The sequence below is a fragment of the Deferrisoma sp. genome, assembly GCF_054681715.1.
Genome location: NZ_BAAHFQ010000035.1, coordinates 20,972 through 27,109, shown reverse-complemented (window position 1 = coordinate 27,109; position 6,138 = coordinate 20,972). Strand labels below are relative to the sequence as shown.

Sequence of the window (6,138 nt, the reverse complement as noted above, 5' to 3'; positions counted from 1 at the left end):
GGCCTGGCCGAACACCGCCAGATCCGAGGCGATCGCCAGATCGCAGGCCATGCCGATCTCCTGGCCCCCGGCCACCCGCATGCCGTTCACCCGGCAGATCACGGGCTTTTTGCAGTCGAGGATGGAGTCGACCATGAGGTTAAACAGATCCATGTACTCGCCGTACTCGTTGGGGCGGCGGGAGTAGTACTGGGAGTACTCCACGGTGTTCCCGCCGGTGCAGAAGGCCTTGTCGCCGGCGCCGGTGAACACCACGGCCACAACCGAGCGGTCGCCCGAGGCGGCCTTGAAGCCGGCGATCACGCCCTTGACCATCTCGGTGGTGTAGGAGTTGTACTGCTTGGGGTTGTTGAGCGTGATCCAGGCCACATAGAGGTCGGGCACCACGTTGCCGTCGGGGTCCACGAGGGGCTTTTTCTCGTACACGGTGCACGGGGGTTCCGTGCCCCAGTACTCGCCCTTGAACAGCCGGTGGTCCTTGAGTTCGTTGTCGCGGGGCAGCCAGTCGAGACTCATACGGTTCCTCCTTTTGATGCGGTCTACGGTCTACAGTCTACAGTCTACGGTCTGCGGTCGGGAGGTGAGGTGCCGGGCGCACCTAGGGGGTTCCCGGTGTTCCCCGCTTCCCAGCCTCCCAGCTTCCTAGCCTCCTAGCTTTCCAGCCTTCCAGCCTAAAAATCCGGCTCCAGGATCACCCGTTTTTCCAGCTTGCCGTGGTGGGCGGCCTCGAACACCTCCTGGATCTGGCTCATGGGCCGGGTCTCGATGAACGGCTCCACCTGGATCTTGCCCTCCTGCACCAGCTTGAGCACGCTCGGGTAATGCTTGGGCGGGCAGCCCCAGGTGCCCACGATCTCGGCGTCGAAGGCCATGAGCCGCGAGAGCATGTACTCCACCTTGGCCGGGGTGTAGCCCACCACCACCATCCGGCCCACGAACGAAAGGAGCGAGAGCCCCAGCTCCTGGCCCGGCTTGGTGCCGGAGACCTCGAAGATCTTCCAGCCCCAGTTGTGGGGCAGGCCGTTTTGCTTGGCAATCTGCTTAAACTCGGCCGCCACGTCCTTGGGCCCCTTGTCCCGGGGGTTGATGGTGGCGTCGGCCCCGTACTGGCGGGCCTTCGCGAGCTTCGCGTCGTCGATGTCCACCCCGATCACGAACGCGGCGCCGAAGGCCTTGGCCATCTGGGTCATGTAGATGCCCACGCCCCCGCCGCACCCGATCACGATGACCCGGTCGCCGGGCTTGAGGTCGCCCCGCACCGCGGCCTGGTAGGGGGTGGTCACGGCGTCGGCGATCACCGAGTAGTGCGACAGCGGCTTGTCCCGCTTGTCGATCACGCACAGGTCCCGGTAGGGAACGGGGATGTGGCTCGCGTACCCGCCGTAGATGCCCAGGCTGTTGCCGGGCATCTTCTGGGCCAGGCACCGGTTTTCCCGGCCGCTCTTGCAGATGTCGCACTCGCCGCAGGGCATGACCGCGGGGATCAGGACCTCCTTGCCCACCCAGTCCGAGGGCCCGGCCACCACCGTGCCCGCGATCTCGTGGCCCAGCACGAGCGGCGGCGGGTTCACGGTGGGCACGCCCAGGTAGAAGTACGAGAGGTCGGTGTGGCACACCCCGCAGCCGGCCACCTCCACCAGCACCTCCCCCTCGCCCAGTTCGGGCACCGGGAGCTCCACCCTCTCCAGCACGCCGGGTTCCCCGGTCTTGGGGTCCGAGGGCTTGGTCATCTGCCAGGCCAGGATCTTGTCGGGAACGCTCATGGCTCTCCTCCTTCAAGGAATGGGGTTCACGAACCGGACGGCGCATCCCCCCCGCCCTCCAGGTGGCGGAGGAACGCCTCCACGGTTTCCACCCGGAACAGGGGCCACAGGGGGCTCTTGCGGTAGAGCGAAAGACAGGCCTCGTGGACCTCGGGTTTGTGGGCGGCCGTGGCGTCCTCGAGGATCACGGCCCGAAAGTCGTGGGCCAGGGCGTCGAGCGCCGTGGCGAGCACGCAATAGGGGGTCGTGATCCCGGCCACGGCCACGGTGTTCACCCCGAGGAGCCGCAGGGTTTGGTCCAGGTCGGTCTTGTAGAAGGCGCTGAACCGCCGCTTGGGGAGGTGGATGTCTCCCGGCGCCGGCTCCAGCTCGGGCACCACCTCGGCCCCCGGGGTGCCCCGGATCGCGTGGGGCCTCATCCGGCCCCCGAACAGGAAATCGCCGGGCAGGAACGAGTCGTTGGCGTAGATCACCGGGAATCCCCGCCGCCGGAGCTCCCCGGCGGCGCGCCGGATGGCGGGCACGATCGCCATGCCCTCCCGCTCGATGGCGGTGTGCTCCCCGGACTTCAGGTTGTCCACCAGCATGTCCACCACCACCAGGGCCGGGGTCACGGGGTCTCCTCCAATCCGAGGATCCGGGCGGCGTTCCCGCCCAGGATCGCCTCCTTGGCCGCCTCCGAAAGGGGCAGTTGCCGGATCGCCTCCACGTTGGCACGGATGCCGGGATTTCCCGGCCAGTCGGAGCCGAACACCACCTTGCGGTGGATCCGCTCGAGCCCCGGGAAGTAGCTGAGGAGCTTCTGGGGCGGGAGCCCCGAGATCTCCAGATAGAGGTTCGGGTGGAGCCCCGCCAGGAACTCGGCCCGGTCGTACCAGAACCCGCGGCCCCCGTGGACCATGAGGAGCGTGAGCTCCGGGAAATCCACGGCCACCTCGTCCAGATGCAGGGGGTCGCCGTATTTCAGCTTGGCGCCCCGGAACACGCTGGAGCCGGTGTGGACCATCACGGGCCAGCCGAGCTCCTGGCACGCGCCGTAGAGCGGGTAGAGCTCCCGGGCGTTGGGGTAGAAGTGCTGGTACGTCGGGTAGAGCTTGAGCCCACGGAACCCGAGGTCCGCCAGCCGGCGGACCTCCCGGTCGAGCCGCCGGGTCACCCAGGGGTTCACGTTGGCGAACAGGATGAGACGGCGGCACCCGCCGAACCGCTCGAGCACGTACTCGTTGGTGGTGACCCCGGTGACCCCGGGGCTCACCTCCGGCAGCCCCACGGCGTAGTCCACGCCCTCGGCGGCCAGGTACCGGTCGAACCGCTCCGGTGCGAGCAGGGCGTCCCAGTCGCCCCGCTCGCACCAGAAGCTGTCGCAGAACGCCCGGGCGGGCGGCTCCAGGTGCTCCCGGGCCGCCAAGTGCACGTGGAAATCGATGACCATGGCCGGGCCGGGAGATCCCCAGGGGAGCGGTTACCGGTGCTTCCACTCGGGCCGGCGCTTCTCCAGGAACGCCTGGAGCCCCTCCTTCGCGTCCTCGGTAGTCATGAGGTCGTGGAGGTAGACGTGCTCCACCTTGGAGAGCGCGTCGGCAAACGGAAGCCCCTTGGCCGTACGGATCGCCTTCTTGGTGGCCCGGAGCACGGGCCCCGAAAGCGTCGTGAACACCCGCAGGAATTTCCCAAACTCCTCGTCGAAGGACTCCAGGGGCACCACCTTGTTCACGAGCCCCAGGGCGAGGGCCTCCTGGGCCCGGACGGTCTCTCCGCCCACGATGAGCTCAAAGGCCCGCTTTTCAGGGATGAGCCGCGGAAGCACCACGGCCGCGAGGGGCGGGAACACCCCCACCTTGACCTCGGGCTGGCCGATCTTGAGGTTCTCGGCCGCCACGATCATGTCGCAGAAGATCGCAAGCTCGCATCCGCCCCCCAGGGCGGCGCCCTTCACGGCCGCCACCGTCGGGATCTCGAGGGCGTCGAGGTGGTGGAAGATCTCGTGGAACACCTCGATCATCTTCTCCACCTTGTCGGGGGTGTGGTCGGCCACGTCCACCCCGGCGGAGAACGCCTTGTCCCCCTCGGCCGTGACCACGAGGGCCCGCACCTCGAGCTCCCGGGCCTTCACCTTCGCCAGGGCGTCGTTGAGCTCCTCCATGGTGGGGATGTCGAGCACGTTGTACGGCGGCCGATTGATCGAGACCCACGCGGCCCCGTCGGCGTCCCAGGTCTTGATGAACTTGTAGTCACTCATGGTCTTCCTCCCGTGCAGGGGCTGGCGGCGAAGCGCCGAGAAGGCCTTTGCTTTCCAGCCTCCCAGCGTTCCAGCCTAAATGTACTGTCCCCCGTCCACCTTGATCACTTCGCCGGTGATGTGGCGGCCGCATTCTGAGGCGAGGAACGCCACGAGCCAGGCCACGTCCTCGGGCTTGCCGGCCCGCTTCACCGCGGACTCGTTGATCGCGGCCTCCCGGAACTCGGGAGGCATGCTCTCGCCCATCTCGGTCAGGATGAACCCGGGGGCCACCGAGTTGCAGGTCACGCCGTATTTCCCGAGGTCTTTGGCCGCGGCCTTGGTGAGGCCGATCACCCCGGCCTTGGCCGCCGAGTAGTTGGTCTGGCCGAACTTGCCCCGGAGGCCGTTGATCGAGGTGATCGAGACGAAGCGCCCGTATTTCTGCTCCCGGAAGATCGGGGCGGCGGCCCGCAGGTAGTTCCAGGTGCCCTTGAGGTCCACGTCGATGACCCGGTCGAACTGCTCCTCGGTCATCTTCCAGAGCACCCCGTCCCAGTTCATGCCGGCGTTGGTGATCAGGATGTGAAGCCCGCCGAGCTCGGCCACCACCTTGTCCACCATGGCTTGGGCGTCGGCGAAGCTGGCCACGTCGGCCTGCACGGCGAGCCCGCGTCGGCCCATGGCCTCGAGCTCCCGGACCATCTTCTCCGCCTCTTCGGCGCTCTTTCGGTAGTTCAGGGCCACGTCGGCCCCGCAGCGCCCCAGTTGGCGCACGATCTCGGCCCCGATGCCCCGGGTGCCGCCGGTGACGATCGCCACCTTTCCGGTCAGGTCCACCATCGCAGCGTCCTCCTTTCCCCCTCGGAATTACGATTCCCGACGAATGATCATGGCCATCGTGGAGCCCCCGCCGCCGCAGATGCCGGCCACGCCGAGCTCCTTGTCGAGGCGCTGGAGCGCGTAGTAGAGCGTCACCAGGATCCGGGCCCCCGAGCACCCGGTGGGGTGGCCCAGGGCGATGGCGCCGCCGTGCACGTTGAGTTTGGACCGGTCCCAGTTGAGCATGCGCTCGTTGGCGATCACCTGGGCGGCGAAGGCCTCGTTCACCTCGATGAGGTCCATGTCGTCCAGGGTCATGCCGGCCCGCTCCAGGGCCCGGGGGATCGCCACGCCCGGCCCCTCGCCCATGTACCGGCCGTCCACCGCGGTCTGGGTGTACTCCACCACGGAGAAGAGCGGCTGGAGGCCCTTCTCCTGGGCCTTCTCCCGGGTCATGGCCACCAGGAACGCGGCCCCGTCGGTGAGGCCACAGGAGTTTCCGGCCGTGACCGAACCGTCCTTCTTGAAGGCCGGCGGGAGTTTGGCCATCTGCTCCACGCTGACCTCGTAGCGGATGGACTCGTCCTTGTCGAACACGATGTCCGGGTTCTTGCGGTCCCCCGGCACCGTGACGGGGACGATCTCCTCGTCGAACCATCCGTTCTTCTGGGCCTCGGCGGCCTTCCGGTGGCTGTCGGCCGCGAACTCGTCCATCTCCCGGCGGCTGATGCCGTACTTCTCCACCAGGTTCTCCGCCGTGAGCCCCATGGAGAGGTCGGCGATGGGGTCGTGGGAGTCGGTCCAGCCGTCCTCGATGGTCACCGGGCCCATCCGAAACCCCTTCCACCGGTACCCCTTGATGAGGTGGGGGATCGTGGACATGCTCTCCATGCCGCCGCAGAGCACGATGTCGGCCTGGCCCACCTGGATGAGCTGGGTGGCGAGGCTCACCGCCTTCATGCCGGCGGGGCACGCCTTGTTGATGGTGACCCCCGGTACGTGCTGGCCCACCCCGCCCTTGAGGGCCGCCGTGCGGGCCGGGTTCACGTGGTTTCCGGCCTGGCGGCACGACCCGATGATGGCGTCGTCCACCTCGTCGCCCGAAACGTTGGCCCGTCGGAGCGCCTCCCGGATCGGAAACGCGGCCAGGTCGTACACCTTCATGTCCTTGAGGGTGCCGCCGAACCGGCCCATGGGGGTCCGCACGGCGCTCACGAACACGATGTCGCTCAGCTTTCGCATGGTCTCTTCCTCCCTTCGGGGGCACCACGGGGTGCCGGGTGAACGATCGGTCGTCCGGCGAAAAGGCCCGCGGGGAGCCCAGGGCTCCGTCCG

7 protein-coding genes are annotated in these 6,138 nt (G+C 67.9%); all 7 read right to left on the bottom strand.

The window, feature by feature from the left end:
* Positions 1–516: enoyl-CoA hydratase-related protein (locus ACY0I8_RS07485; protein WP_461394267.1), on the bottom strand; the 516-nt coding region annotated here is incomplete at its 3' end.
* Between the two features lie 155 nt (positions 517–671).
* Entirely contained in the window at positions 672–1,763 is a 1,092-nt protein-coding gene (gene had / locus ACY0I8_RS07480) for a 6-hydroxycyclohex-1-ene-1-carbonyl-CoA dehydrogenase (protein ID WP_461394266.1), read from the bottom strand.
* A gap of 26 nt (positions 1,764–1,789) precedes the next feature.
* Positions 1,790–2,377, bottom strand: coding sequence for a cysteine hydrolase family protein (locus ACY0I8_RS07475; protein WP_461394265.1), 588 nt, complete (start codon positions 2,375–2,377; stop codon positions 1,790–1,792).
* On the bottom strand, positions 2,374–3,195 hold the full coding sequence (locus tag ACY0I8_RS07470; protein ID WP_461394264.1) for an amidohydrolase family protein: 822 nt from the start codon (positions 3,193–3,195) through the stop codon (positions 2,374–2,376). Before ACY0I8_RS07470 ends, ACY0I8_RS07475 begins: the two co-directional genes overlap by 4 nt.
* Before the next feature lie 30 nt (positions 3,196–3,225).
* Entirely contained in the window at positions 3,226–4,002 is a 777-nt protein-coding gene (locus tag ACY0I8_RS07465; RefSeq protein WP_461394263.1) for an enoyl-CoA hydratase/isomerase family protein, read from the bottom strand.
* A 75-nt stretch (positions 4,003–4,077) separates the two neighbouring features.
* Positions 4,078–4,824, bottom strand: coding sequence for an SDR family NAD(P)-dependent oxidoreductase (locus tag ACY0I8_RS07460; protein WP_461394262.1), 747 nt, complete (start codon positions 4,822–4,824; stop codon positions 4,078–4,080).
* 27 nt (positions 4,825–4,851) lie between these two features.
* Positions 4,852–6,045, bottom strand: a complete 1,194-nt coding sequence (locus ACY0I8_RS07455; RefSeq protein ID WP_461394261.1) for a thiolase family protein — start codon at positions 6,043–6,045, stop codon at positions 4,852–4,854.
* Between the last annotated feature and the right edge of the window lie 93 nt (positions 6,046–6,138).

Bases quoted from the DNA above. Each gene is read 5' to 3' on its own strand.
- had (WP_461394266.1), bottom strand. From the start codon at position 1,763: ATGAGCGTTCCCGACAAGATCCTGGCCTGGCAGATGACCAAGCCCTCG.
- ACY0I8_RS07470 (WP_461394264.1), bottom strand. From the start codon at position 3,195: ATGGTCATCGATTTCCACGTGCACTTGGCGGCCCGGGAGCACCTGGAG.
- ACY0I8_RS07465 (WP_461394263.1), bottom strand. From the start codon at position 4,002: ATGAGTGACTACAAGTTCATCAAGACCTGGGACGCCGACGGGGCCGCG.
- ACY0I8_RS07460 (WP_461394262.1), bottom strand. From the start codon at position 4,824: ATGGTGGACCTGACCGGAAAGGTGGCGATCGTCACCGGCGGCACCCGG.
- ACY0I8_RS07455 (WP_461394261.1), bottom strand. From the start codon at position 6,045: ATGCGAAAGCTGAGCGACATCGTGTTCGTGAGCGCCGTGCGGACCCCC.